At 72.7% G+C, this 23536-nt stretch carries 18 protein-coding genes; 13 read left to right on the top strand and 5 right to left on the bottom strand.

Annotated elements, in window-relative coordinates; all coding sequences use genetic code 11:
- The first annotated feature begins 247 nt into the window (after nucleotides 1-247).
- The 4 genes from ABD236_RS33755 to ABD236_RS33740 are packed head-to-tail and all read left to right on the top strand — an operon-like array spanning nucleotide 248 to nucleotide 5992.
- Entirely contained in the window at nucleotides 248-1402 is a 1155-nt protein-coding gene (locus ABD236_RS33755) for a CaiB/BaiF CoA transferase family protein (RefSeq protein ID WP_344081167.1), read from the top strand.
- Entirely contained in the window at nucleotides 1399-2541 is a 1143-nt protein-coding gene (locus tag ABD236_RS33750; RefSeq protein WP_344081164.1) for an acyl-CoA dehydrogenase family protein, read from the top strand. The genes ABD236_RS33755 and ABD236_RS33750 overlap by 4 nt, the downstream gene beginning before the upstream one ends.
- 21 nt (nucleotides 2542-2562) lie before the next feature.
- Entirely contained in the window at nucleotides 2563-3777 is a 1215-nt protein-coding gene (locus ABD236_RS33745) for an acetyl-CoA C-acetyltransferase (protein WP_344081161.1), read from the top strand.
- Between the two features lie 40 nt (nucleotides 3778-3817).
- On the top strand, nucleotides 3818-5992 hold the full coding sequence (locus ABD236_RS33740; RefSeq protein ID WP_344081158.1) for a 3-hydroxyacyl-CoA dehydrogenase NAD-binding domain-containing protein: 2175 nt from the start codon (nucleotides 3818-3820) through the stop codon (nucleotides 5990-5992).
- Between the two features lie 40 nt (nucleotides 5993-6032).
- On the opposite strand, the gene ABD236_RS33735 is transcribed toward ABD236_RS33740, so the two are convergent.
- Entirely contained in the window at nucleotides 6033-6770 is a 738-nt protein-coding gene (locus ABD236_RS33735; protein WP_344081155.1) for a MerR family transcriptional regulator, read from the bottom strand.
- A gap of 99 nt (nucleotides 6771-6869) precedes the next feature.
- Nucleotides 6870-7853, bottom strand: coding sequence for a sphingomyelin phosphodiesterase (gene sph / locus ABD236_RS33730; protein WP_344081152.1), 984 nt, complete (start codon nucleotides 7851-7853; stop codon nucleotides 6870-6872).
- Nucleotides 7854-8063: 210 nt separating this feature from the next.
- Between sph and ABD236_RS33725 the strand changes: the two genes are divergently transcribed.
- Nucleotides 8064-8945, top strand: a complete 882-nt coding sequence (locus tag ABD236_RS33725) for an oxygenase MpaB family protein (RefSeq protein WP_344081149.1) — start codon at nucleotides 8064-8066, stop codon at nucleotides 8943-8945.
- 1 nt (nucleotide 8946) lies between these two features.
- On the opposite strand, the gene ABD236_RS33720 is transcribed toward ABD236_RS33725, so the two are convergent.
- Both ABD236_RS33720 and ABD236_RS33715 read right to left on the bottom strand, forming a co-directional pair.
- The gene (locus ABD236_RS33720; RefSeq protein WP_344081146.1) at nucleotides 8947-9981 is read right to left on the bottom strand and encodes a LacI family DNA-binding transcriptional regulator; all 1035 of its coding nucleotides are present in this window, start codon (nucleotides 9979-9981) and stop codon (nucleotides 8947-8949) included.
- A 139-nt stretch (nucleotides 9982-10120) separates the two neighbouring features.
- Nucleotides 10121-11611: a M1 family metallopeptidase gene (locus ABD236_RS33715; protein WP_344081143.1), complete on the bottom strand. Its 1491-nt coding sequence runs from the start codon at nucleotides 11609-11611 to the stop codon at nucleotides 10121-10123.
- A gap of 190 nt (nucleotides 11612-11801) precedes the next feature.
- Between ABD236_RS33715 and ABD236_RS33710 the strand changes: the two genes are divergently transcribed.
- Nucleotides 11802-13796, top strand: a complete 1995-nt coding sequence (locus ABD236_RS33710) for a Xaa-Pro dipeptidyl-peptidase (protein WP_425544011.1) — start codon at nucleotides 11802-11804, stop codon at nucleotides 13794-13796.
- Nucleotides 13793-15067 (top strand): M14 family metallopeptidase, encoded by a 1275-nt coding sequence (locus ABD236_RS33705; protein WP_425544010.1) that lies wholly within the window; start codon nucleotides 13793-13795, stop codon nucleotides 15065-15067. The genes ABD236_RS33710 and ABD236_RS33705 overlap by 4 nt, the downstream gene beginning before the upstream one ends.
- 9 nt (nucleotides 15068-15076) lie before the next feature.
- Here ABD236_RS33705 and ABD236_RS33700 read toward each other — a convergent pair whose 3' ends face one another.
- Nucleotides 15077-16009 (bottom strand): FAD-dependent oxidoreductase, encoded by a 933-nt coding sequence (locus tag ABD236_RS33700; protein ID WP_344081140.1) that lies wholly within the window; start codon nucleotides 16007-16009, stop codon nucleotides 15077-15079.
- 65 nt (nucleotides 16010-16074) lie between these two features.
- Here ABD236_RS33700 and ABD236_RS33695 point away from each other — a divergent pair, with 65 nt between their 5' ends.
- The 6 genes from ABD236_RS33695 (at nucleotide 16075) to ABD236_RS33670 (ending at nucleotide 23410) form a co-directional block, all read left to right on the top strand.
- On the top strand, nucleotides 16075-17091 hold the full coding sequence (locus ABD236_RS33695) for an oxidoreductase (protein WP_344081137.1): 1017 nt from the start codon (nucleotides 16075-16077) through the stop codon (nucleotides 17089-17091).
- 78 nt (nucleotides 17092-17169) lie between these two features.
- Nucleotides 17170-18807, top strand: coding sequence for an ABC-F family ATP-binding cassette domain-containing protein (locus ABD236_RS33690; RefSeq protein ID WP_344081134.1), 1638 nt, complete (start codon nucleotides 17170-17172; stop codon nucleotides 18805-18807).
- Between the two features lie 51 nt (nucleotides 18808-18858).
- A complete protein-coding gene (locus tag ABD236_RS33685; RefSeq protein ID WP_344081131.1) occupies nucleotides 18859-19992 on the top strand; it encodes a PAS domain-containing sensor histidine kinase in 1134 nt (377 codons plus the stop codon).
- Nucleotides 19989-20681 (top strand): response regulator transcription factor, encoded by a 693-nt coding sequence (locus ABD236_RS33680; protein WP_344081128.1) that lies wholly within the window; start codon nucleotides 19989-19991, stop codon nucleotides 20679-20681. Before ABD236_RS33685 ends, ABD236_RS33680 begins: the two co-directional genes overlap by 4 nt.
- Nucleotides 20682-20850: 169 nt before the next feature.
- A complete protein-coding gene (gene wecB, locus ABD236_RS33675; protein ID WP_344081125.1) occupies nucleotides 20851-21978 on the top strand; it encodes a non-hydrolyzing UDP-N-acetylglucosamine 2-epimerase in 1128 nt (375 codons plus the stop codon).
- Nucleotides 21979-22081: 103 nt separating this feature from the next.
- A complete protein-coding gene (locus tag ABD236_RS33670; RefSeq protein WP_344081122.1) occupies nucleotides 22082-23410 on the top strand; it encodes an XrtP-associated glycosyltransferase in 1329 nt (442 codons plus the stop codon).
- Nucleotides 23411-23536 lie beyond the last annotated feature (126 nt).

The following is a 23536-nucleotide window of genomic DNA, read 5'->3' as shown; positions in this document are numbered from 1 at the left end:
GTGGTGCCCTCCGCTTCGTCCCCGCCGCGCTCCCGCGCCGTTGTCGGTGGCTGAGGCTAGCGTGAGAAGCGGTGTTGTGGGTGATCAAGGAGAACGGACCTGGACGCGGCCGGGCGAGGGCTCGTGGAACACGCGCCGGCACTCGGTAAAAACCAAGCGCTTGCTCGCGCAGAGGGCTTGTGCGAAGTGGAACACGTTCTTAGCATCGCTGCTGTTACATCAGTTGTGTCACAGTGCTGGGGGCTCGATGACAGGTTCTGGGTACGGCCCGCTCACCGGGGTGCGCGTGGTCGAGCTGGCGGGGATCGGGCCCGGCCCGTTCGCCGCGATGCTCCTGGCCGACCTCGGCGCCGACGTGGTGCGGGTGGACCGCCCCGGCGGCGCGGGTCTGGCCATCGACCCGGCGTACGACCTGACCAACCGCAACAAGCGGTCCGTACTGATCGACCTGAAGTCCGAGGAGGGCCCCCGCCGCGTCCTCGACCTGGTCGAGAAGGCCGACATCCTCGTCGAGGGCTACCGCCCGGGCGTCGCCGAGCGCCTCGGCGTCGGGCCCGAGGAGTGCCTGGCCCGCAACCCGAAGCTGGTCTACGGACGGATGACCGGCTGGGGCCAGGACGGGCCGCTCGCCGCCCGCGCCGGCCACGACATCGCGTACATCGCCGTCACCGGCACCCTCGGCATGATCGGCAAGCCGGACGAGGGCCCGACCGTCCCCGCCAACCTGGTGGGCGACTACGCGGGCGGCTCGCTCTACCTCGTCGTCGGCGTCCTCGCCGCCCTCCAGCACGCCCGCGCCCACGGCGAGGGGCAGGTCGTGGACGCGGCGATCGTGGACGGCGCCGCCCACCTCGCCACGATGATCCACGGCATGCTGGCGGCGGGCGGCTGGCAGGACCGGCGCGGCGCCAACCTGCTCGACGGCGGCTGCCCGTTCTACGGCACCTACGAGACCGCCGACGGCCAGTACATGGCGGTCGGCTCCCTCGAGCAGCAGTTCTACGACGAGTTCATCCGGCTGCTCGGACTCGACGCGGTCGCGCCCGCCCGCAAGGACCTCGCCCGGTGGGAGGAGTTGCGCACCGCCATCACCGAGCGGTTCCGCACCCGTACGCGCGAGGAGTGGACGGCCGTCTTCGAGGGGTCGGACGCGTGCGTGGCACCGGTGCTCTCGCTGCGCGAGGCGCCCGCCCACCCCCATCTGGCCGCCCGGGCCACCTTCGTGGAGCACGGCGGCCTCACCCAGCCGGGGCCCGCGCCCCGCTTCTCGGCCACCCCCGGCTCCGTCCGCCGTCCGCCCGCCCTGCCCGGCGCCGACACCGCCGAGGTCGCCCGCGACTGGGGCGTGCCGGAGCTCGCCGGGGCCCCGAGCGCCAAGCACACCAAGGAGAACGACCGTTGAAGCGGCAGATCTTCACCGCCGAGCACGAGGCCTTCCGTGAGACCGTGCGCACCTTCCTCGCCAAGGAGGTCCTGCCGCACTACGAGCAGTGGGAGAAGGACTGCATCGTCTCGCGCGAGGCCTGGCTGGCCGCCGGCCGCCAGGGCCTGCTCGGGCTCGCGGTCGACGAGGAGTACGGGGGCGGCGGCACCGCCGACTTCCGCTACGGCGTGGTGCTCGCCGAGGAGTTCACCCGGGCGGGCGCGGCGGGCCTGGCCATCGGGCTGCACAACGACATCATCGGCCCGTATCTGACCGGGCTCGCCACCGAGGAGCAGAAGCGGCGCTGGCTGCCGGGCTTCTGCGACGGCTCCCTGATCACCGCGATCGCGATGACCGAGCCGGGCGCCGGATCCGACCTCCAGGGCATCGCCACGCACGCCGAGGACAAGGGCGACCACTGGCTGCTCAACGGCTCCAAGACGTTCATCTCCAACGGCATCCTCGCCGACCTGGTGATCGTCGTCGCCAGGACCACCCCCGAGGGCGGCGCCCACGGGCTCTCGCTGCTCGTCGTCGAGCGGGGCACGGACGGCTTCGAGCGCGGCCGCAACCTCGACAAGATCGGCCAGAAGTCCCAGGACACGGCCGAGCTGTTCTTCACCGACGTACGGGTGCCCAAGGAGAACCTGCTCGGTGAGCTCAACGGCGCCTTCGTCCACCTGATGACCAATCTGGCGCAGGAGCGCATGGCCATCGCCGTCGCCGGGATCGCCGCCGCCGAGCACCTCCTGGAGATCACCACCCGGTACGTGAAGGAGCGCGAGGCCTTCGGGCGGCCGCTCGCCACCAAGCAGCACATCCGCTTCGAGATCGCCGAGATGGCCACCGAGTGCGCCGTCACCCGTTCGTTCGTCGACCGCTGCATCGTGGATCACTCGAACGGGGAGCTCGACGCCGTGCACGCCTCGATGGCCAAGTGGTGGGCCACCGAGCTCCAGAAGCGCACCGCCGACCGCTGTCTGCAACTGCACGGCGGCTACGGCTATATGAGCGAGTACCGCGTCGCCAGGGCTTTCACGGACGGACGCATCCAGACCATCTACGGCGGGACGACCGAGATCATGAAGGAGATCATCGGTCGTTCCCTGCTCGGCTAACCCTCTTTGAAAGGCTTTTCCGTGAGCACCGAAGCGTATGTGTACGACGCGATCCGCACCCCGCGCGGCCGGGGCAAGGCCAACGGCTCCCTGCACGGCACCAAGCCGATCGACCTGGTCGTCGGTCTGATCCACGAGATCCGGGGGCGCTTCCCGGACCTGGACCCGGCGGCGATCGACGACATCGTCCTCGGTGTGGTCGGCCCGGTCGGCGACCAGGGCTCCGACATCGCCCGGATCGCGGCGATCGCCGCCGGGCTGCCGGACACGGTCGCCGGAGTCCAGGAGAACCGCTTCTGTGCCTCGGGCCTGGAGGCCGTCAACCTGGCCGCCGCCAAGGTCCGCTCGGGCTGGGAGGACCTGGTGCTCGCGGGCGGCGTCGAGTCGATGTCGCGGGTGCCGATGGCCTCGGACGGCGGCGCCTGGTTCGCCGACCCCATGACCAACTTCGACACCAACTTCGCCCCGCAGGGCATCGGCGCCGACCTGATCGCCACGGTCGAGGGCTTCTCGCGGCGCGATGTCGACGAGTACGCCGCGCTCTCCCAGGAGCGGGCCGCCGAGGCGTGGAAGGACGGCCGGTTCGCCCGTTCCGTCGTGCCCGTCAAGGACCGCAACGGCCTGGTCGTCCTCGACCACGACGAGCACATGCGCCCCGGCACCACGGCCGACTCCCTGGCGGCCCTCAAGCCCTCGTTCGCCGCCATCGGCGACATGGGCGGCTTCGACGCGGTGGCGCTCCAGAAGTACCACTGGGTGGAGAAGATCGACCACGTCCACCACGCGGGCAACTCCTCCGGCATCGTCGACGGCGCGGCCCTCGTCGCCATCGGCTCGCGCGAGGTCGGCGAGCGCTACGGCATGACCCCGCGCGCCCGTATCGTCTCTGCGGCCGTCTCCGGCTCCGAGCCGACCATCATGCTCACCGGCCCCGCCCCCGCCACCCGCAAGGCGCTCGCCAAGGCCGGGCTGACCATCGACGACATCGACCTCGTCGAGATCAACGAGGCGTTCGCCGGAGTGGTGCTGCGCTTCGCCCGCGACATGGGCCTCCCGCTCGACAAGATCAACGTCAATGGCGGCGCCATCGCCATGGGCCACCCGCTGGGCGCCACCGGCGCGATGATCCTCGGCACGCTCGTCGACGAGCTGGAGCGCCGCGACCAGCGCTACGGCCTCGCCACCCTGTGCGTGGGCGGCGGCATGGGCATCGCCACCGTCGTCGAGCGTCTCTGACCGTCCTCTTCCCGGCCAACCCGTTACGGAGCAGCATCACATGAGCGAGAGCACCACCATCCGCTGGGAACAGGACGAGACCGGCGTGGTCACCCTCGTCCTCGACGACCCCAACCAGTCCGCCAACACCATGAACCAGGCCTTCAAGGACTCGATCGCGGCGATCGCGGACCGCGCCGAGGCCGAGAAGGACTCCATCCGGGGCATCATCTACGCCTCCGCCAAGAAGACGTTCTTCGCGGGCGGCGACCTCAAGGAGATGATCCGGATCGGCCCCGAGAACGCCCGGCAGGCGTTCGAGACCGGCATGGCCATCAAGCACGCGCTGCGCCGCATCGAGACCCTGGGCAAGCCGGTCGTCGCCGCCATCAACGGCGCGGCCCTCGGCGGCGGTTACGAGATCGCGCTCGCCAGCCACCACCGCATCGCCCTCGACGCCCCCGGCTCCAAGATCGGCCTGCCCGAGGTCACCCTGGGCCTGCTCCCGGCGGGCGGCGGCGTGACCCGTACCGTACGGCTGATGGGCATCGCGGACGCGCTGCTGAAGGTGCTGCTCCAGGGCACCCAGTACTCCCCCCGGCGGGCGCTGGAGAACGGTCTGGTGCACGAGGTCGCGGCCACCCCCGAGGAGATGCTCGCCAAGGCGCGCGCCTTCATCGACGCGAACCCCGAGTCCCAGCAGCCCTGGGACGTCAAGGGCTACCGGATCCCGGGCGGCACCCCGTCGAACCCGAAGTTCGCCGCCAATCTGCCCGCCTTCCCGGCCAATCTGAAGAAGCAGCTGAACGGCGCCCCCTACCCGGCCCCGCGCAACATCCTCGCGGCCGCCGTCGAGGGCTCCCAGGTCGACTTCGAGACGGCGCTGACCATCGAGGCCCGCTACTTCACCGAGCTGGTCACCGGCCGGACCGCGAAGAACATGATCCAGGCGTTCTTCTTCGACCTCCAGGCCGTCAACTCCGGCGCCAACCGCCCCAAGGGCGTCGAGCCTCGCCCGGTCCGCAAGGTCGCCGTCCTCGGCGCCGGCATGATGGGCGCGGGCATCGCGTACTCCTGCGCCCGCGCCGGCATCGAGGTCGTCCTCAAGGACGTCTCCGCCGAGGCCGCCCAGAAGGGCAAGGCGTACTCGGAGAAGCTGCTGGCCAAGGCGCTCTCGCGGGGCCGCACCACCGAGGCCCAGCGCGACGAGCTGCTCGCGCGCATCACCCCGACCGCCGACCCCGGGGACCTGGCGGGCTGCGACGCGGTGATCGAGGCGGTCTTCGAGAACACCGAGCTCAAGCACAAGGTCTTCCAGGAGATCCAGGACATCGTCGAGCCGGACGCGCTGCTCTGCTCCAACACCTCCACCCTGCCGATCACCGGCCTCGCCGAGGGCGTGGAGCGCCAGGCCGACTTCATCGGGCTGCACTTCTTCTCGCCCGTCGACAAGATGCCGCTGGTCGAGATCATCAAGGGCGAGCGCACCGGTGACGAGGCGCTGGCCCGCGCCTTCGACCTGGTCCGCCAGATCAAGAAGACCCCGATCGTGGTCAACGACTCGCGCGGCTTCTTCACCTCGCGGGTCATCGGCCAGTTCATCAACGAGGGCGTCGCCATGCTCGGCGAGGGCGTCGAGCCCGCCTCCATCGAGCAGGCGGCGGGCCAGGCGGGCTACCCCGCCAAGGTGCTCTCGCTGATGGACGAGCTGACCCTCACCCTGCCCCGCAAGATCCGCGACGAGACGCGGCGCGCGGTCGAGGAGGCGGGCGGCGTCTGGCCCGGCCACCCGGCGGACGCGGTCATCGACCGTATGGTGGACGAGTTCGGCCGCCCCGGGCGCAGCGGCGGCGCGGGCTTCTACGAGTACGACGAGGAGGGCAAGCGCGTCCGGCTGTGGCCGGGGCTGCGCGAGCACTTCGGCAAGCCGGGCGCGGACGTCCCCTTCGAGGACATGAAGGAGCGGATGCTCTTCGCGGAGTCGCTCGACACCGTCCGCCTCTTCGAGGAGGGCGTGCTCACCTCGGTCGCCGACGCCAACATCGGCTCCATCATGGGCATCGGCTTCCCGGCCTGGACGGGCGGCGTGATCCAGTACATCAACGGATACGAGGGCGGTCTGCCGGGCTTCGTGGCCCGCGCCCGGGAGCTGGCCGAGCGCTACGGCGACCGGTTCCTGCCGCCCGCGCTGCTGCTGGAGAAGGCGGCGAAGGGCGAGAAGTTCACCGACGCGTGAGCGACGGCGGCGGGCGGGGGAGCGGAGAGTCCCCCGCCCGTCACTCCGACTCGGCGCGGAACGCCGCCCGCAGCTCCTCCTTGAGGGACCGCTGGAAGGCGGTGACCAGCGCCTGCACCACCATGGGCTGCATATGGGCGGACAGCGACCGCATCGCGGCCACATGGTCGGGGTCCGACTCCCGCTCCCGGTAGGGGTTCCACACCTCGTCCCGGAACAGCCGCGTCAGCTCGTGCGCGGCCGAGCGGGTGTGTTCGAGCAGCACGGTCCGCGCCGCCAGGATCGTCTCGTGCGCGATCGGCACGTCCAGCAGCTGCACCCCGAGCGCGAGCAGTCCCGGGTCGACCAGGAACGCGTCGGCCTTCCCCTCGGTCCGCTCGAGGACGCTCATCGCGGCCAGCCGGTCGAGGTCCGTGTCCGACAGCGCCCGCCCGGCGCGCCGCTCCAGCTCGGCCCGGGTCGCCTCTTCGGCCGCGTCCGGCGCCCAGGAGGCGACCACGGCCCGGTGGATGGCCAGGTCGTGCGCGCTCAGATCGGCCGGCAGCTGCTCCAGGTACCGCTCGATCGCGGCCAGCGTCATCCCGTGGTGCTGCAACTCCTCGATGAGGGCGAGCCGCGACAGATGCGCCGGGCCGTAGTGGCCGACGCGGCGGGGACCGATCGCGGGGGGCGGCAGCAGACCCCGGGTGCTGTAGAAACGAATGGTGCGCACGGTGACCCCGGCCCTCGCGGCCAGTTCGTCGACCGTCAGGGTCGGCTCCTCGGTCTCCGTCGCCATGGCGGTGCCTCGTTTCCCCGGGTACGCGGACTGCGACGCAACAGTATTGCTGTCTCACCACTGTTGTCACCCACCCGGGGAACGGGCCGCCTCACCGCCTCAGCCGCCCGCGACCAGCGGGTAGTGGTCGGAGAGGTTGGTGTACGTGTAGCTCTTGCCCCAGCTGCTCACCGTCCAGGGCGCGGACTGCTCCTTGACGACGTTGTTGTTCCAGCCCGAGGGGCGCGCGTGCCCCTGGTAGTGCAGCACGTAGTCGAGGTCCTCGCGCGCCTCGCCGGGGTAGCGGTAGGCGGCGATCGAGTTGTCGACGGTGTCGAACGAGTAGGGGTGGCCGGTGCGCGAGTCCGCCGCGGCCAGCCCGCCGTCGGTGAGCATCGAGGCGTACTCGGAGCTGTGCGAGTCGACGTTGAGGTCACCGGCGAGCATCACCTCCTCGTTCGCCGGGATGTTCTTGGCGTCGAGGAACGACTTGACCGCCTTCAGCTGGAGCGAGCGGTCCTTGGCGGCCTCGCCCGCGCCGCACCCGGAGTCGGTGGACTGGAGGTGGGTGCCGACGACGTGCACCTTGGTGCCGTTGACGTTCAGCACCACGTAAGCGATGCCCTTGTTGGACCACCAGTCGGCGCCGCAGGCGTCCTTGAAGATCATCTGCTCCTTGCGCAGGATCGGCCACTTGCTGAGCACGGTGACCCCGCCGTCCTCGGGCGTGGTCGAGGAGTACGAGCCGCTGGTCGCGTCCCAGCCGTCCTTGCTCCGGCCGACGACCGGCGTCTGGTACGGGTACTGGGCGGCGGCGTTCCGCTTCAGCGCGTCCGAGGTGGTGTTGTCGAACGCCTCCTGGAGGACGACGACGTCGTTGCCCTGGAAGAAGGAGGCCGCCGGTATCGCCTGGGCGCGGTGCTCCTGGCCCCAGTTCGGGTAGAGGTTGGTGCTCATCATGAAGGTGTTGTAGGTGAGCACCTTCAGCCGGGGCGCCTCGGCGGTGGCGGCCGAGGCCGACGGGGCGGCGGCGGCCAGCGTGGCGGCGGTGAGCGCGGCGGCGAGGGCCGCGCCGGGGACACGGCGAAGCGCGGAGTGCGGCACTGGAACTCCCGAGAGTGGAGTGGGGGGTTGGACTGGCGCGCACATCAAACCAGCCACAGTTACTTCGGGGTAACCGTCTGGTGGCGCATTTCTTTCCGGGGTCGTAACGAGTGGACGATCTTGGCGTGAGAGCGGGGCGGCGCGGCCGGTGCAAGCGCAGGAGTGACAGAGGGGAAATTGTGTTATCTGTCATCTGGTATCTCTGGGGGAATGATCGAAAGCCGTATTCCGCCCGCGCCCGCCCCGACCCCGCCGCCGCCCGGCGGTGTCCTGTGGAGCCTCGCCGGCGACGTACGGATGCTGCTCACGCTGCCCGCCGCCCTCACCCTCCAGGTGGCGCACCCGGCCGTCGGCGCCGGGGTCGACGAGCACTCGGTCTTCCGCACCGACCCCTGGGGGCGCGGCGAGCGTTCCCTGCGCTCCCTCCAGCTGTGGGTGTACGGCGGTGAGGCGGCCGCCGAGGAGGGGCGGCGGCTGCGCCGCCTGCACCGGAGCATCCAGGGCACCGACACCCGGGGCCGCCGCTACCACGCGCTGACCCCCGCCAACTACGCCTGGGTGCACGCCACCGGCTACCCCGTCTTCGCCCACTCCCAGAAGTATCTGAACCGCCCCCTCAGCGAGGCCCAGGAGCGGCGGATGTACGCGGAGTGGCTCCAGGTCGGACGGATCCTGGGCATCCACGACCGGGACATGCCGCAGACCATCGAGGAGTTCTGGCCGTACTACCGCAAGGTGCTCGGCGACGAGATCGCCTCCAACGCGGTCGTCGAGGAGCTGCTGTCCGTGGACGCGAAGGTCCCGGCCCCCGAACGGGGCCCGAGGCCGGTCCGGCTGCTGCTGCGGCTGCTGTGGCCGGTGCTGCTGCCTCCGATCGCCCGCTTCCGGCGGTTCGTGACCATCGGGTTCCTGCCGCCGGACGCCCGCGAGGCGCTGGGCCTGGAGTGGACCGACGCGCAGGAGCACAAGCTGCGCCGATTGGGGCGCGTGGTGCGGGCGGTCGTGCCCGTACTGCCCGAGCGGCTGCGCTACCTGCCGCTCGCCCGCCAGGCGAGGGCGCGCTCGCGGGCCGACGGGCCGCGGCGCCGCTGACTCACGCCGACGCCCGCCGCACCAGCGCCGTCTGCGTGATCACCGACGTCGGTACGGCCGCCGGGCCCTCGCCCAGGCCCCGCAGCAGCAGCCGGGCCATCAGCCGGCCCATCCCCTCGATGTCCTGGCGGACCGTGGTCAGCGGCGGGTCTGTGGTCTCGGCCACCCCGCGCATGTCGTCGAAGCCGGCCAGCGCCACGTCCTCGGGCACCCGCCGCCCCCGCTCGCGCAGCACCCGCAGCGCGCCCGAGGCCATCAGGTCGTTGGCGGCGAAGACCGCGTCCAGGTCCGGGCGCCGGTCCAGGAGGCGGGCCATGGCGCGGGCGCCGCTCTCGGCCGTGAAGGCGCCCTCCTCCACCAGCTCCGGGGCGGCGTCGGGCAGCACGTCGTGGAACCCGTCGAGCCGGTCCGTCGCCGAGGTCTGGTCGCGCGGGCCCGCGACATGGGCGATACGGGTGCGGCCGAGCGCGAGCAGATGGCGGACGGCCTCGCGGGCGCCGCCCCGGTTATCGGCGTCCACATACGGCACGGGCCGCTCGCCCGGCGGCGTCGGCCAGCCCGGGCGGCCCCCGTACACCGTCGGCGTCCCCGTCCTGCGGGCGATCGCGGGCAGCGGGTCGTCGGTGTGCAGCGAGAAGGCGAGCGCGCCGTCGACGTGGCCGCCCGCGAGATAGCGCGCTATCCGGTCGTAGTCGCCCGGTCCCTCCACCAGGAGCAGCACCAACTGGGTGTCGTGCGCGGTGAGTTCCCTGCTGATGCCCCGGATCTGCTGCGAGAAGAACGGGTCGGAGAAGATTCTGATCTCCGGCTCGGGGATGATCACCGCGACCGCGCCGGTGCGGCGGGTGACCAGGGTCCGGGCCGCGTGGTTGGGCACGTAACCCAGCTCCTCGACCGCCCGGCGCACCTTGTCGGCGAGCGGCGGACGCACCCCGGCGCCGCCGTTGACGACCCGGGAGGCCGTGGCCCGCGAGACGCCGGCGTGCGCGGCGACGGCTTCCAGGGTGGGGCGGGCCCCGGGGTGCTGCACGGTCAAGGCGGGTGCTCCTCGTGCGCGGCGGCGGTTGCGGCGCACGGCGCTGCGCCGCGCCCAGCGTATCCGGCGGCCCCGGGTAGGACCCGGTGGGCGGGCGCGGGCTCCCCGGCCGCGCCCGCCCACCGGAGCCGTGCTCGCGTCAGCGGTGGCCGTGGATCTCGTTCGTCGCCGCGATCTTCTTCCAGGACTTCGGCTGCGCCACCGCCGAACCGGCCGTCAGCTTCGCCTTCTTGGCGGCCGGGGCGGCGGGCTTGACCGGCTGGTACAGCCAGGTGTCGAAGAGCCCGGCCAGCGGCTTGCCGGAGACCTTCTCCGCGTACTGCACGAAGTCGCCCACCTTGGCGTTGCCGTACTGGTGGGCCGCCGGCCAGCCCTTCAGGATGGTGAAGAACGTCTCGTCGCCGACCGCGTTGCGCAGCGCCTGGAGGGCGAGCCCGCCCCGGTCGTAGACGGCGAGGTCGAACTGGTTGTCCGGGCCCGGGTCGCCCGGCTTCACCTTCCAGAACGGGTCGTCGGCCGGGTGCTGCGCGTACACGTAGTCCGCGAGCTCCTGCGCGGTGCCCTCGCCCTCCTTCTCCGACCAGAGCCACTGGGCGTAGCGGGCGAAGCCCTCGTTGTTCCAGATGTCCTTCCAGCCGTTGACGGAGACGCTGTCGCCGTACCACTGGTGGGCCAGCTCGTGGACGACCACCGACACGTTGGCGCCGTTCGCGAACTGCCTGGGGCTGTAGTACGGCCGCGTCTGGGTCTCCAGCGCGAAGCCGGTGGTCACGTTCGGCACATAGCCGCCGACCGAGTTGAACGGATACGGCCCGAACACGTCACTCAGCCACTCGGCGACCTCCTTGGTGCGCTCGATGCTGGCGCGCGCGGCGCCGTCGTTGTCGCCGAGGTCCTTGCTGTACGCGTTGATGACCGGCAGCCCGTTCGCGGTGGTGTCCGTGGTGATGTCGAACTTGCCGATCGCGAGCGTCGCCAGATAGCTGGCCTGCGGCTTGTTGGAGCGCCAGTTGTAGCGGGTCCAGCCCAGCTTGGAGCTCTGCGACTGGAGGGTGCCGTTGCTGATCGCCTGGGTGCCGTCCGGCACCAGCACCGACACGTCGTAGGTGGCCTTGTCCAGCGGGTGGTCGTTGGACGGGAACCACCACACCGCCGAGTCGGGCTCCTGCGCCGCCACCCCGCCGTCCGGCGTGCGGTGCCAGGCGGTGTACCCGTCGATGCTCAGCTCGGACGGCTTGCCCGCGTACTTCACCACCACCGAGACCGACTTGCCCTTGGCGAGCGGCGCGGCCGGGGTGATCTCCAGCTCCTGGGTGCCGGTCTTGACGTACTTCGCCTTGGTGCCGTTGACCCTGACCTCGCTCACCGCGAGCCCGAAGTCGAGGTTGAAGCGGGAGAGGTTCTGCGTCGTGGTGGCCAGGATCGTCGCCGTGCCCTCCAGGAGGTCGGTGGCGGGCTGGTACTTCAGCCGCAGGTCGTAGTGGGAAACGTCGTAACCGCCATTGCCGCTGCTCGGGTAGTAGGGGTCGCCGATACCCGGGGCGCCCGGTGTGAAGTCGGTCGCGGATGCCGGGATCGCCAGCAGCAAGGACGCGGCGAGCACGCTCGGGGCGAGGATTCTGCGGTGCACGAGTGCTCCAAGTCGTCGGGGTGAACGATCTCTTCGGAGCCTATTCAGCGCCCGCCCGGCAGGTCATGTCCATGGCCTCTCCTGTCACACGATCGCCATTGCGCCGACATGTTGACCTGCTCGCCCAGGAGCACTTTCGGACCGTGCATGCCCTCTTTTGCACGGGAGTTGACGGGAGTACCGTCCGCCCATGCCGATTCCTGCGCGGCCCAGCCGCACGAGGTTCAGATCGCTCCCCTGGCCCGGTGGGGCGCGCCTGTTCGCGATGGCGGCCGTGGCCGCCCTGACGGCCCTGTTCCTCTCCCCGGCGGGCGCCCAGGCGGCGCGCGGCAGGGAGAGCACGCCCGTCTACTCGTACGAGAACGCGATACGCGAATCCGTCTGGGTCGACACCCGGCTCGACGCGGACGGCGACGGCAGGGGCGACCGGGTCGCCGTCGACATAGTCCGCCCCCGTGAACCCGCGAGCCAGGGGCGCAAGGTTCCGGTCATCATGGACGCCTCGCCGTACTACTCCTGCTGCGGACGCGGCAACGAGCACCAGCTCAAGACGTATGACGCGCAGGGCCACGTCGTCCAGATGCCGCTCTTCTACGACAACTACTTCGTGCCGCGCGGCTATGCCTTCGTCGGCGTCGACCTGGCCGGAACCAATCGCTCGGACGGCTGCGTCGACATCGGCGGCCCCTCCGACATCCAGTCCGCCAAGGCGGTCGTGGACTGGCTGAACGGCCGCGCCCGCGCCTACACCACGCGGACCGGCGACCAGCGTGCCAGCGCGGGCTGGACCAACGGCCGCACCGGCATGATCGGCAAGAGCTGGGACGGCACCATAGCCAACGGCGTGGCGGCCACGGGCGTCGAGGGCCTGAAGACGATCGTCCCGATCAGCGCCATATCCTCCTGGTACGACTACTACTTCGCCAAGGGCGCCCCGCTCTACGACTCGGGGCCCGACTGGCTCTCCCACGCGGTCGAGAGCCCCGACGCACAGGCCCACTGCGCCGCCGTACAGCAGCGGCTCGTCGACGGGGCGCCGCGCACCGGCGACTGGACGCCGCTGTGGAGCGGGCGCGACTACGTGGCCGGCGCGGGCAACGTCGAGGCGAGCGTGTTCGTGGTGCACGGCATGCAGGACCTGAACGTACGGACCAAGAACTTCGGCCAGTGGTGGGACGCCCTGGCGGCCCACGGCGTCGAGCGCAAGATCTGGCTCTCCCAGACCGGGCACGTCGACCCCTTCGACTACCGCCGCGCCGACTGGGTCCCCACCCTCCACAAGTGGTTCGACCACTATCTCCTCGGCTATGACAACGGCATCGAGCGCGAGCCGATGGCCGACGTCGAGCGCCACCCCGACCAGTGGACCACCGACCGCACCTGGCCTCCGGCCGGCACGCGTGACGCCGTGCTGCGGCCGGTCACCGGCTCCGCGCCCGGCGTCGGCGGCCTGGGCCTGAACCCGGCGCCCGCCGGAGCGACCGAGACGTTCACCGACGACCCCCGGCTGGACGAGGGCAGCTGGTCCGCCGCCGTCGACAGGTCCACCCCGGAGAAGGCCGGGTTCGTGACCCAGCCGCTCGGCGCCGACCTGCGCCTGTCCGGCTCCTCGAAGGTGACCGTCACCGCCACCCCGACCACCACCAGCGCCCACCTCTCGGCGGTCCTGGTCGACCTCGGCCCCGACACGATCCGCGACTACGGCGGCAGCGGAGAGGGCATCCTCACCGGCACCGCCCGCACCTGCTGGGGAGCCAGCACGGCCGGGGACAGCGCCTGCTTCAAGGTGACGTCGGCCGACACCAAGGCCGTCGACCACACCGTGTTCAGCCGCGGCTGGGCCGACCTCGGCAACTACGCGGGCGACACCGGGCAGCCGCTCACCCCGGGCAAGCCGTACACGATCACCCTCGACCTGCACGCCACCGACCACGTCGTCCCGGCCGGCCACCGTCTCGCGCTGATCGTCGCGGGCACCGACAAGGACCTCATCGACCCGCCCGCGAGCCGCCCGACCCTCACCCTCGACCTCGCCCGCACCTCGGCGAAGCTGCCGCTCCTCGGCGGTACGCGGGCGTTCTGGCGGGCCACGTCCACCACCCCGCACCACAGCGCGCCCAAGGTCCCGCACCCGGTCGGCGTCGAGGCGCCGCACCTGCTCCGCCCGGTCCCGGAGGCGCGATGAGAGCCCGCACCCTGCTCCTCGGCGCCATGGGGGCCGCGCTCGCCGTGCCCCTGGTGACGGTCCCGGCACGGGCGACGGCGAGCCCGCCCCGTACCGGCTTCGAGGTGAGCGCCGGGGCGCGCTGGACCGGCGCGGCGGAGGAACAGGACTTCCTCGCGGCCGTCGACCGGGGCAGCGACCGCGCCTCGGTCACCCGCATCGGCACCACCACCCAGGGCCGTCCCCTCCAGCTCGTCCGGGTCGGCAGCGGGCACACCGCCAACCGGGTCCTGCTGGTGTGCAGCCAGCACGGCGACGAGCCGGCGGGCCGCGAGGCCTGTCTGGCCACCGTCCGCGACCTCGCGTACGCGAAGGACCGGGCGACCCGCCGACTCCTCGCGCACACCACCGTCTACGTCGTGCCGAGCGCCAACCCGGACGGCCGGGCCGCCGACACCCGCGCCAACGCCGACGGCGTCGACGTCAACCGCGACCACATCGCCCTCAGGACGCGGGAGGCGCGGGCCGTCGCCGCCGTGCTGCGCGACGAACAGCCCGACGTCGTCTACGACCTGCACGAGTACAGCGCCACGCCCAAGTACTACGACAAGGACCTGTTCGACCTGTGGCCGCGCAACCTCAACACCGCCCCGGCGGTGCACGAGGAGGCCAGGACGCTGTCGGGCGCGTACGTACGGGAGGCGGCCCGCGCGGACGGCTTCTCGACCGGCACCTACGGCATCTGGACCGACCCGGTCACCGGCGAGCCGGTCAAACAGGTCGCGGGCGACGGCCAGGAGCGGATCCTGCGCAACACGTCGGGAATCAAGCACGCGGTCGGCCTGCTCATCGAGAGCCGCGTCGACCCGGGTACCGACGCCGAGCGGGCCGACCCGGCGCTGAACAACCGGCGCCGGGTGGTCTCCCAACTGAGCGGGCTGCGCGGGCTGCTGGCCTTCACGGCCGAGCGCAGGGGCGACATCGAGGCGGCGACCACGGCCGCCCGGCTCGCCGGCTACCGCGACCGGGGGCCGGTCTACCTGGGCGGCGCCGACAACGAGCCCGCCACCCCCGCACAGATCCTCGCCGACCCGCCGTGCGGCTACCGTCTGACCGCCGCCCAGTACACCGAGGTCAAGGACCGGCTCGCGCTGCACGGCGTCCGGGCCAGGCGGTCCGCAGACGGCGCGTTCGTCCCGCTGCGCCAGCCGCTGCGGACGCTCGTGCCCCTGCTGCTGGACGCCCGTGCGCAGTACGGGCTGACGGCGGCCGAACCCGTACAGCGCTGCTGAGACGGGTTCTCACAGGAGGGGAGCGCGGGAAGCGGCGAGCGCGGCCGCCTCCCGCGCGCACCCCCAGGCGACGGTGACCCCGGCGCCGCCGTGCCCGTAGTTGTGCACCAGCAGGCCGCCGGACGCGGTGGGTTCCGCCTCGACGCGCACCCCCGTGTCCCGCACCGGCCGCAGCCCCACCCGGTGCGCGAGCACCCGCGCCCCGGCGATCTCGGGGCGCACCCGCGCGCACCGTGCCACGATCCGCTCGGCGACGGCCGGGTCCGGGGCGAGGTCCCACGCGCCGTCCTGCGCGGTGCCGCCGAGCAGCAGCCCGTAGGGCTGGGGGAAGAAGTAGGTCGTGTCGCTGGAGGAGTGGTCGACGGCCGTGTACCACTCGCTCACACCCGGGTTCTCGACGACCACCAACTGGCCGCGCACCGGCCGCACCAGGGGGTCGGGGACGAGCGTACGGGCGCCCAGGCCCGTGCAGTTGACGACGACCGGCGCGACCGGCAGCACCTCCAGCGCGCGTGTCTCCACGGTCCCGCCCGCCGCCTCCAGCCGCCCGAGCAGCCACGCCAGGTGCACCGGCATGTCGATCAGCGGTATCCGGGCGCGCACGCCCCGCGCCGACTGGCGCATCCCCGCCACCTCGCCGGCCCACGGCCCCAGTTCGGACAGCCGGATGCCCGAGTGCAGCCCCTCGACGAGGCGCACCCCGGTCCGCCCGGGATCGGCGGCCAGCTCCTCGTACACCCGCAGTGAGGCGAGCGCCCAGTCGCCCACGCGCCCGGCGGGCTCGATGCGGTACGGCCACCACAGCGCCCCCGCCACCGCCGACGTCGTCCCCTCGGCCGGTTCGCGGCTCCACACCCGCACCCGGTGGCCCGACTCGGCGAGGACGACCGCCGTGGTCAGACCGATGACTCCGCCACCCAGCACGATCATCTGCTCGCTCATGACGGGACGGTAGCGGAATGGGTGACGCCGTGCTCGGATCTGCCACAGAGGGGAATACTCAGGACATGTCTGCCGCGTACGCGACCTTCGCCCTCGCCCCCGCGATGCGGGCGGGCGATGTCGCGGGGACCGGATCTCCCCAGCTGCACCGCGACTTCATGGACTTCGTCGTCGACGGCCGGCCGCTGCTGCTCCAACTCGCCGACCTCGACGCCGTCTCCCCGCTCGCGGCGGACGTGCCGCCCGCCATCCTCGGCGCCCAGGTGCGCGGCCTGCTGCTGGAGACCGAACCGCCGCTGGCCGACGGGCGGTACGTGGTCTACGCCTGCCCGGAGTGCGAGGACCTGGCGTGCGGCGCGGTCACCGCCGTCATCGAGCGCTCCGGCGACGACATCGTCTGGCGGGACTTCGCCTGGCAGACCGGGCCCCTGCCCGACCTGGCGCTCAACGGCTACCACGGCATCGGGCCGTTCCGCTTCCGCGCCGAGGAGTACAGAGCCGCCCTCGAACGGCTGCTGGACGACGAGCCGCCCCGGCGCCGGGTCCTGCTCGTCGGAGCCCGCGCGGCCGCCCTCGGCAAGGTCGCCGCGGCCCTGCGCTCGATCGGCATCGGCGCGGACATCGCCCACGACGTGACCGACGCGATCCCCGAGGAACTCCTCTCCTACGGCGCGGTCGCCTTCGGCCGCGGGGTCACCGACACCGAACGCGCGGCGGTGCGCGCCGCGTTCGCCCGCGCCCACGCGCACCCCGTCTACGTCACGGCCCTGGCCTCCGTCATCCCGCTCCTGGTGGCCCAGCTGGAACAGGCCCTGGACCGCACCCCGCTCGCCCAGCGCCGGCTCACCTATCTCTCCGCCTCCCCGGACGAGGCCCGCCTCGCGGTCGGCGCGACCTGCCGGGTGCGGCTCACCGCCTACCGCCTGGACCGGCTGCACCGCGTCCACACCCAGCAGGTCCTGGACACGGTCCTGGAACCCGGCCCGCACCGCATCCCGCTGGACGAGCGCGCCCTGCGCGGGGAGGCCTTCCTGGTGGCCCGGACCACGGGGGGAGTGCTCACCGCGGCGGTGGTGCGCTGAAACGGTCCGCTGGCCCGCACCGGCCCGGCCGACGGCCGTCCCTGGACGCCGGCGCACCCCAGTAGGATCGATGTCCTCATGACTGCCACTCTCGTCGCCAAGGACCTCGCCGCCGGCCACGGCGACCGCACGCTCTTCGCCGGGCTCGACCTCGTCGTCGCCCCCGGCGACGTCATCGGCCTCGTCGGGGCGAACGGGGCGGGGAAGTCCTCCCTGCTGCGCCTGCTCGCCGGACTCGACACACCGGAGGAGGGCGAGCTGCGGCTCTCCCCGCCCGGCGCCACCGTGGGACACCTGCCGCAGGAGCCCGACCGGCGGCCAGGCGAGACCGTGCGCGCCTTCCTGGCCCGGCGCACCGGAGTGGCCGCCGCCCAGGAGGCCATGGACGCGGCCACCCAGGCCCTGGTCGACGGGGCGCCCGGCAGCGACGACGCGTACGCCGAGAGCCTGGAGCGCTGGCTCGACCTCGGCGGCGCCGACCTGGACGAGCGCGCCGAGGAGGTGGCCGCCACCCTCGGCCTCACCATCGGCCTCGACCAGCCGATGACGGCCCTCTCCGGCGGCCAGGCCGCCCGTGCGGGCCTCGCCTCGCTGCTGCTCTCGCGCTACGACGTCTTCCTGCTGGACGAGCCCACCAACGACCTCGACCTGGACGGTCTGGAGCGCCTGGAGTCCTTCGTCAAGGGCCTGCGCGCGGGCACGGTCGTGGTCAGCCACGACCGGGAGTTCCTCACCCGCACGGTCACCAAGGTGCTCGAACTCGACCTCGCCCAGCAGCAGATCACGCTCTACGGCGGCGGCTACGAGGCGTATCTGGAGGAGCGCGCCACCGCCCGCAGGCACGCCCGCGAGGACTACGAGGAGTACGCCGACAAGCGCTCGGCCCTGGAGAGCCGGGCCCTGATGCAGCGCGGCTGGATGGACAAGGGCGTCAAGAACGCCCGCCGCAAGGCCGGCGACAACGACAAGATCGGCCGCAAGTTCCGCAGCGACGCCAGCGAGAAGCAGGCCAGCAAGGCCCGCCAGACCCAGCGCATGATCGAGCGCCTGGACGTCGTGGACGAGCCCCGCAAGGAGTGGGAGCTGCGGATGGAGATCGCCTCCGCGCCCCGCTCCGGCGCGGTCGTCGCCACCCTCAGCCAGGCGGAGATCCGGCGCGGCGACTACACCTTCGGCCCCGCCACCCTCCAGATCGACTGGGCCGACCGCGTGGCGATCACCGGTGCCAACGGCGCCGGCAAGTCCACCCTGCTCGCCGCCCTGCTCGGCCGCCTCCCGCTGGACGCGGGGCAGGCCACGCTCGGCTCCGGCGTCGTCGTCGGCGAGGTCGACCAGGCCCGCGGGCTCTTCGTCGGCGAGGAGTCGCTGCTGGAGGCGTTCTGCGCGGCCGTCCCCGACACCGAGCCGGCCGACGTGCGCACCCTCCTCGCCAAGTTCGGCCTGCGCGCCGACCACGTGCTGCGCCCCGCCGCCTCGCTCTCGCCCGGCGAGCGCACCCGGGCCGCCCTCGCGCTGCTCCAGGGCCGGGGCGTCAACCTGCTCGTCCTCGACGAGCCGACCAACCACCTCGACCTCCCGGCGATCGAGCAGCTGGAGTCCGCGCTCGACGCGTACACCGGCACCCTGCTCCTGGTCACCCACGACCGCCGGATGCTGGACGCGGTGCACACCACCCGGCGCATCGAGGTCGCCGACGGCAAGGTCACCGAGCAGTAGGACGCGCCCGCGTTACGTGAGTGGCGGGCGGTGCGCGCGTACGGTGAACGCGTGGACCGCGAGCGCGACCGACTGCAGGCCGTTCTGGAGGCGCTGCCCCGGGCGGCGATCGTGCAAGGCGGCGACGAGCACGTGGTCGCCGTCAACCGCCGCTTCGTCGAGATGTTCGCCCTGGCCGGGCGCGTCCCGTACGAGCCCGGCGCACCGCTGGGACCCGTCGTCGAGGCGGTCTGCGACACCTTCGCGGAGCGCCCCGACTGGGTCGTCGACACCACCCACGCGATCGCCGCCCGCCGGATCCACCGGGCCGCCGAGATCGAGCTGCGCGACGGCCGGGTCATCCGCCGCGACGTGGAGCCGCTGTGCGACGAGGACGGGCGGCCCTTCGGGTCGCTGTGGACCGCCGAGGACATCACCGAGGACCGGCGCCGGGAGCACGCGCTGCGGCGCGACAACGAGGCGCTCGCGGAGCTGGCCCAGCAGCGCAACGAGTTCCTCGCCTCCGCCTCGCACCATCTGCGCACCCCGCTGACCTCCATCATCAGCTTCTGCGACCTGCTCGCGGACCCCGCCTCGGGGCCCCTGGACCCGGACCGCAGACAGTTCCTGGAGGCCATCCGCCGCAACGCCGAGCGGATGGCGACCGTGATCACCACCCTGCTGGACACCACCCGGATGCGCGAGCCCCGGCTGCGTCTGGAGTTCGGTGAGGTGGACATCGCGCGGATGCTGGAGCACGCCGTGCACGACCGGATGGCGACACTCACGGGGGCCGGACTCTTCACGGTCCTGGACTGCGCGCCCGGCCCGCCCCTGTACGGCGACGAGCACCGCCTGGAGCACGTGCTGGCCAACCTGCTGGAGAACGCGGCCAAGTACACCCCGCCCGGCGGGCGCGTCACGATCGGGGCCGCGCCGGACGGCGACAGCTGGCGCATCGCCGTCGCGGACACCGGGATCGGGGTGCCCGAGCCCTACCGCGAGGAGATCTTCTCCGGCTTCTTCCGGGCCCCCAACGCCGAGAGCGGCGGCTTCCCGGGCACCGGTCTCGGTCTCACCTTCAGCCGGGACATCGTGCGCCGCCACGGCGGTGAGCTGACCGTTGCGGACGCGCCCGGCGGGGGAGCGGTCTTCACCCTGCGCCTGCCCGTCGCCGGGCCCACGCCCGCCGGGGAGGCGCCGTGACGCGGATCCTCGTCGTCGAGGACGACCCCGACGTGGCGACCGCGCTGCGGGTGCTGCTCACCCGGGCCGGATACGAGGTGGTGGCCGCCGCCGACGGCCGTGAGGCGCTGCGCCGGCTCTTCGCCGACGGCCCCGACCTGATGCTGCTCGACATCGGACTGCCGGGCCTGGACGGCTGGCAGGTCCTGGAGCGCACCCGGGACATGACCGACCTGCCCGTACTGCTGCTGACCGCGCGCGGCGCCGAGAGCGACCGGGTGCGGGGCCTGCGCGCCGGGGCCGACGACTATCTGCCGAAGCCGTTCGGCAACGACGAGCTGCTCGCCCGCATCGAGGCGCTGCTGCGCCGCGCCGCGCCCGCGCGCTGGGCGGGCGCGGCCCAGGACGACGCCCTGCGCCTGGTCCCCGAGCGCCGCTCCGCCCTCTGGCACGGCACGGAGGTCCGCCTCAGCGACATCGAGTACCGCCTGCTCCAGCTCCTGGTCCGCAACCGGGGCCGGGTCGTCACCACCGACCAGCTCCTCGACCAGGTCTGGGACGACCCGCAGGGCATCGGCCGCGAGCGGGTGAAGTTCGCGGTGCTGAGGCTGCGGCGCAAGCTCCAGCAGGGGACCGAGGGCCCGGAGTCCGACCCGATCGAGGCGGTGCGGGGGATGGGCTACCGCTATCGGGGGGAGCGCAGTCCCTGACCCGCCGGCCGGCCGGGGACCAAGGTCCCTGCCCCCGAGCGGGCCGAAAGTCCCGAATTCCAGGGACATCCCTGTTCGCAACCTTTGAGCAACCGAGTGCTATCCGTCGGGACAACGGGCGAAGGCGACCTTTGGGGACGTCCCCGGCCGGTCCGTCCCTGGAGTCCTCGTGTCCGCTCTGCCGCCCCGCAGCATCGCCATCGTCCTCGGCACCCGCCCCGAGCTGGTCAAGCTCACCGAGCTGATCCGGCTGCTCGGGCCCGCCGCGCACGTCGTGCACACCGGGCAGCACTACGACGAGGAGCTCTCCGGCCGCTTCCTCACCGATCTGGGCATCCCCGAGCCGACCTACCTCACCGGCATCGGCGGCCGCCCCCGCGCCGTCCAGATCTCGGCGGCCCTGGCCCAGCTCGACGCGCTCTTCCTGGCGAGCCCGCCGCTCGCCGTGGTCGTCCAGGGCGACACCAACGCGGCGCTCGCCGGTGCCCTCGCCGCCAACGCCCGGTCGGTCCCGCTCGTCCACGTCGAGGCGGGGCTGCGCAGCCACGACCGGAACATGCCGGAGGAGCACAACCGGGTGCTGATCGACCGGCTCGCGGACGTGCTGTGCGCGGCGACCCCGGACAACCGCGCCAACCTGCTCGCCGAGGGGATCTCCCCGGAGCTGATCGAGGTCACCGGGAACACCGTCGTCGAGGCGGTACACGGCCAGCTGCCGGACGCCGTCGAGCGGGCCGCACACCTGGGGCGGCTGGGGCTGGCCGAGGACGGCTTCGTCCTGGCCACGGTCCACCGGCCGGAGAACACCGACGACCCGGTGGCCCTGCGCGCGATCCTCACCGAGCTGGTGGCGCTCGCGGACGAGGTGCCCGTGGTCCTGCCGCTGCACCCGCGCACCCGGGCCCGCGTCGAGGCGGCGGGGCTGGCCTCGCTGCTCGGTCCGCTGCGGGTGACGCGTCCGCTGGGGTACGGGGAGTTCCTGGCCCTCGCGCGGCACGCGGCGCTGCTCGTCTCCGACTCCGGGGGCGTCCAGGAGGAGGTCACCGTGCTCGGGCGGCCGCTGGTGGTCGTCCGCAACTCCACGGAGCGGCCGGAGGCGATGGCCGACTTCGCGACGCTGGTCGGCCCCGGGCCCGAGCTCGGCCGCGCCGCGCGGGAGGGGCTGGCGCTGGGGGCAGCCGGTCGGGCGCGCCTCGGGGCGCTGCGGAGCCCGTTCGGGGACGGCCTCGCCTCGCGGCGGATTGTTGAGCTGCTGGGGGTCGTGGCCTCCAGGCCCGGGGTGTACGCGGCGGCGTAGCGGTTCGTCCGCGGGCCGTCTGCGGCTGGTCGCGCAGTTCCCCGCGCCTGCGCCTCTGTAGGGCGCCCACCTCCTTTCTTCGTTCGGATCACCGGAAAGAGCCATGCTCGACAGCCTGTTCATATTTCTCTTCCCCTTTCTGCTCCTTGCCTGCTTCCTGCTCTACTGGGCGGGGGCCCGGCACGCCTACATGAACCGGCCGGAGGTCGAGAGCGGGGACGCCGGGTCCCTCGACTGGCACTTCTTCGTTCCGTGCCGGGACGAGGAGGCCGTCGTCGGGGCCACCGTGGCGCAGCTGCGGGGCGACTTTCCGGCCGCGCACGTGTGGGTCATCGACGACGACAGCGACGACCGGACCGGGGTGATCGTCGCCGCGCTCGCGGAGGACGACCGGCGGGTTCATCTGGTACGCCGGGTGCGCCCCGAGGCCCGTACCGGCAAGGGGGACGCGCTGAACGCCGCGTACGACCAGCTCGGTGAGTACCTGGCGCGGGACGCCGACCGCGACCGGGTCGTGGTGTGCGTCGTGGACGCCGACGGGCGGCTGGACCCGCGCGCCCTCGAACTGGTCTCCGGCCCGACGGCGTTCGGGGACCCGGAGGTCGGCGGGGTGCAGGTCAGCGTGCGGATGCGGAACGTGGACGACCCGCGCCCGCTGCCGGAACGAGGCCGCTTCGCCAACGCGTTCGCGCGGCTTCTGGTCCGCGTCCAGGACATGGAGTTCGCCGTGTCCAACGCCGGGATGCAGCTGCTGCGCGGCCGTACCGGATCGGTGGGCCTGGGGGGCAACGGCCAGTTCACCCGGCTCTCCGCGCTCGACCGGATCGCCGACGCCGAGCGCCGCCCGTGGCAGCGCGGCGCGCTCCTGGAGGACTACGAGCTCGGCCTGCACATGATCCTCGCGGGCTTCCGGATCACGCATGTGGCCGACACCTGGGTGTCCCAGGAGGGCCTGCCGCATGCCAGGCGGCTCCTCACCCAGCGCACCCGCTGGGCGCAGGGCAACTTCCAGTGTGTGCGCTACGCCCCGCGCATAGTCTCGTCCCGGCACTACAGCGGCCGGGGCGTGCTGGAGACGCTGTACACCTTCTGCCAGCCGGTCGCGCATCTGCTGACGCTCGCGCTGGGCGTGGCGATGCTGGTGCTCGGCGGGGTCGGCTCACTCGTGCTGTGGCCGCTCACACTGGTGCTCGCGGCCCTGGCCATCGGCCCGTTCGTGCTGTGGGGCCCGGTCTACCGGCGCGACCACGCCCCGGAGGCGTCCCGGCTGACGGCGGTGCTGTGGGGGGTGGCGCTGTGGCTGTACGCGTACCACCTCTTCGTGGTGTCGGCCCGGGCCTTCGTCCGGATGGCCCGGGGCCGCAACGGCTGGGCCAAGACCCGCCGCAACGCGGAACCGGTGACGACCGGGCCGGTGGCCCTGGAGGCGTAACACCCCTGGGCCCCCTTCAGGAGCGCGACCCCGCTGCCCGTGCGACGTGGCCGCGCCCCGCCCCCCCAGGGGCGCGGGGAACTGCGCGACCAGCCCACCACACACCCGCGGACGAACCCTGGGCAC

The organism is Streptomyces crystallinus, from assembly GCF_039521265.1.
Classification (GTDB): domain Bacteria; phylum Actinomycetota; class Actinomycetes; order Streptomycetales; family Streptomycetaceae; genus Streptomyces; species Streptomyces crystallinus.
Note: the sequence above shows the minus strand (reverse complement) of the source record. Positions and strands in the feature narration are given on the sequence as shown.

What these genes read in the sequence shown, in the direction of transcription:
- ABD236_RS33755 (WP_344081167.1), top strand. Translation starts at nt 248, where the DNA reads ATGACAGGTTCTGGGTACGGCCCGCTCACCGGGGTGCGCGTGGTCGAG.
- ABD236_RS33740 (WP_344081158.1), top strand. Translation starts at nt 3,818, where the DNA reads ATGAGCGAGAGCACCACCATCCGCTGGGAACAGGACGAGACCGGCGTG.
- ABD236_RS33735 (WP_344081155.1), bottom strand. Translation starts at nt 6,770, where the DNA reads ATGGCGACGGAGACCGAGGAGCCGACCCTGACGGTCGACGAACTGGCC.
- ABD236_RS33725 (WP_344081149.1), top strand. Translation starts at nt 8,064, where the DNA reads ATGATCGAAAGCCGTATTCCGCCCGCGCCCGCCCCGACCCCGCCGCCG.
- ABD236_RS33710 (WP_425544011.1), top strand. Translation starts at nt 11,802, where the DNA reads ATGCCGATTCCTGCGCGGCCCAGCCGCACGAGGTTCAGATCGCTCCCC.
- ABD236_RS33705 (WP_425544010.1), top strand. Translation starts at nt 13,793, where the DNA reads ATGAGAGCCCGCACCCTGCTCCTCGGCGCCATGGGGGCCGCGCTCGCC.
- ABD236_RS33700 (WP_344081140.1), bottom strand. Translation starts at nt 16,009, where the DNA reads ATGAGCGAGCAGATGATCGTGCTGGGTGGCGGAGTCATCGGTCTGACC.
- ABD236_RS33695 (WP_344081137.1), top strand. Translation starts at nt 16,075, where the DNA reads ATGTCTGCCGCGTACGCGACCTTCGCCCTCGCCCCCGCGATGCGGGCG.
- ABD236_RS33690 (WP_344081134.1), top strand. Translation starts at nt 17,170, where the DNA reads ATGACTGCCACTCTCGTCGCCAAGGACCTCGCCGCCGGCCACGGCGAC.
- ABD236_RS33670 (WP_344081122.1), top strand. Translation starts at nt 22,082, where the DNA reads ATGCTCGACAGCCTGTTCATATTTCTCTTCCCCTTTCTGCTCCTTGCC.